Origin of the sequence: Yoonia sp. R2-816 (assembly GCF_046762905.1) — a bacterium.
Lineage (GTDB): Bacteria > Pseudomonadota > Alphaproteobacteria > Rhodobacterales > Rhodobacteraceae > Yoonia.
The window spans coordinates 1-2660 of record NZ_JBKQXN010000066.1 but is presented as its reverse complement, the minus strand read 5'-3'; the positions used below and the strand labels follow the sequence as shown (position 1 = coordinate 2660).

The following is a 2660-nucleotide window of genomic DNA, read 5'->3' as shown; positions in this document are numbered from 1 at the left end:
GCACTTAATTGTAAGACTGCGGCGGTAAAGGACGGGCTAGGCACTTAATTTGAGACTACGAGTGTCTCCAGTCTCATATTAACTGCATCTGGCGGGGGCCTGGCAGTCCGAACGCCGGGTTGATAAGGTGGTCAGTTTTTTCAATGAACCGGTTTCTGTTGTGCCCAAAGGTATGCGCCTGCAGCATCTCCGGGCCGGCGCGCTCCACGATGGCGACGCCTGCCAGAAGCGCCGGTCGGCTATGGAGTGGTACAATTGGATGCTTGGGCGAGGGTGGGAACGATCCGTCTCTGGCGATGACGTCATCGAGGTCCGGGATTACGACGCCGAGAACTCTATAGCGCCAGAGTTCGGCGTCGCGCGGGAATGGCCAGGGCACTCGGCGCATCAGCAGAAGGCCGGCAAGTTCCAGCGGTGATGTCCAGGTTTGGATGTCGCGTTCTGCATCATCGTGGAGCAGCATCTCTCCACGAAGTGCGGCGGCATGATATTGATCGAATGAGTGGCCGCGGTCGCATTGAGCCAAGTCTCGGAACGGCCGGCCGCAATGGGGGCAGGTGATCCGCCATCCCAGCAATTGGCTTCGCAGGATCGGTTCTGGATCGGAGGTGCCGGACTCACAGCCAGAGCATCGCTGTATGGGTTCCTTTGAGATGAACCGATGCGCGGAGCGTTGGACGTTGGCAAAGGTCATCTGGCGCACGGTCTTGGCATCTGTCGAGAACATCTCCGCAAGACGGCTAGACTCGCCTTTGCTCAGTGTTTGGTCGGCTATGTGCAGCGAGACGGCTTCCGGTAGGCAATGGCGCAGCATGGTGAGGGACGGAACGCCGTAGAAGGCGGCGTGGCGGCCGATCCAGGACGAGAAGAGTTCACCAGCAACCGGCGGCAGGACGACAGGAAGACGCCCGCTCATGCATAGATCGCTTCCACATCGAAGTCCGGCGCCCAGGTGTCGATGGCGCTGTCCGTGATGCGCTCGCTGCCGTCCTCGACGGCTTCGATGGCGAGGTTGTTGATCATGTGGAAGATGTTGGCTGTGATACCGTCTGTGATCTGCAAGATGCGCCGCAGCGACTTCGGGGTTAGTACCGAGGGGCGATGAAGTGGCGTGTTGCGCAGGATCGATGCCACCAGGGTTTCGAATTCCTCGTTTGCCGCCCATCGGCTCAGTGTGAACTGTTCGAACCGCCGCGCGAGTTGAACGTCTCCGCCTATTGCCTCTCGCGCGTCGTTGACGCCAAAACAGCCCAGTGAGATCTGAAGGCGATTGCTGAGGAAGCGCAGGGTGTTCAGGACAATGCGCTGCTCTCGGTAGGTCCCAGCGAGGATGTTGTGGACCTCGTCGATCACCAGCACCTGCACGCCGATTGCGTCCATGATCCGCAGGGCTGCCTGTTCCATTTGCGTGATGTCGGCACGGGGCGACTGTGGCGCGCCGAGAACGGTGAGAAGCTCACCGTAGAAGCGGCGCTCGCCGGGGCGGCTGACCATTTCCATTGCAAGAACCGGTGTCGTCAGTGCCCCTGTCGACTTATCGAAGCTTGGCGGGTGCTGATCGCGGAACCGCTTCATGATCATAGTCTTCCCCATGCCGCTGTCACCATAGACCGCGATCGAGGGCATGCGGGTGCCGCGTGGATGCTCGAGCAGCCCGTCCAGCCGATATAGCGCTTGCTTGGCGCGCGGGTACAGCACCCATCGGCGTGATCGCATGGCACGAATGCGTCCGGCTTTCGGTTCAGCAAGCAAGGCCGCCGCGCCGGCGGTCAGGTGAGGGATGGTGTCGTTCATGGTCGCACCAGATCAAATTCAATCCTCAACAAACGGGACCGGTTTGCTGGTGTCGATACCGCGGAGCGTTCCCTGTTCCCGCTTATCCGATCGCTGCCGTGACAGACCACGCTTTGCCGCGGCCGTCTTCTTGGCCGCTGCCGCGACAAGCTCTCGTTGCTCGAGAACGGTCCTGACGATGGCGCGTGTGCCGACTTCCCGGCGGCCCTTCTCCCTAAGGGAACGGCGTGCGGTCATGGCCTCGTGTAAAGTGACTTGTGGCAGTGTCAGGTCGGCATAGCGTGCCTCGACAAAGTTCCCCGAGGGGCGGCGCACAAACACGCGCGACATGTCGCGGGGATCGTATTTGACGAGCAAGCGCCGTTTGGTCCGCCCGATATCAGCGCTGAGCGCCGCGGACCAGTAGCGCAGGCCGAAGAGATGAATGCCTGTCGGCCGCAACGTCCGCTCTTGCTCGGGAAGGAAGGTGAGCCAGAACCGCAGCCGATCTTCCGGCAGTCGGAGCGGAATCTCTCCTTCGTGTTCCTGCCAGACCGCGAGTGGCGGACGGCCGAGGGTGCCGTGGATCGATTGATGATAGGCGCCGACGATGTCGAGCGCGATGTACCGTTCAAGCTCTCGCAATGTCAGGGCGGCATGACGCTTCGGTTCATAGTCACCCAGATCCTGCTCATTGCTGAAGGTCGTTCCTGGAAGGAGATGCAGCCGTCCCATCTGCGTGCCGATCAGTCGCTCGATATGCCCGCCGAAGCGCGGCGTGCCCGGTGGTCGCCAGTCAATGGCGATGCCTGCATCGTCACATCCGCGCTTGAACGCGCGGCTGCGGAAATCGGCGCCGTTGTCGACGTGAACCTTGTCAGGGAGAC

The 2660-nt window shown here is 61.3% G+C and carries 3 protein-coding genes; all 3 read right to left on the bottom strand.

Annotated elements, in window-relative coordinates; all coding sequences use genetic code 11:
* Nucleotides 1-73: 73 nt before the first annotated feature.
* The gene (locus tag ACFWW2_RS01230; protein WP_393925541.1) at nucleotides 74-916 is read right to left on the bottom strand and encodes a TniQ family protein; all 843 of its coding nucleotides are present in this window, start codon (nucleotides 914-916) and stop codon (nucleotides 74-76) included.
* The gene (locus tag ACFWW2_RS01225; protein ID WP_393925540.1) at nucleotides 913-1794 is read right to left on the bottom strand and encodes a TniB family NTP-binding protein; all 882 of its coding nucleotides are present in this window, start codon (nucleotides 1792-1794) and stop codon (nucleotides 913-915) included. Before ACFWW2_RS01225 ends, ACFWW2_RS01230 begins: the two co-directional genes overlap by 4 nt.
* Before the next feature lie 18 nt (nucleotides 1795-1812).
* Nucleotides 1813-2660 (bottom strand): Mu transposase C-terminal domain-containing protein (locus tag ACFWW2_RS01220; RefSeq protein ID WP_393925539.1); only part of this gene is annotated, 848 nt, incomplete at its 5' end.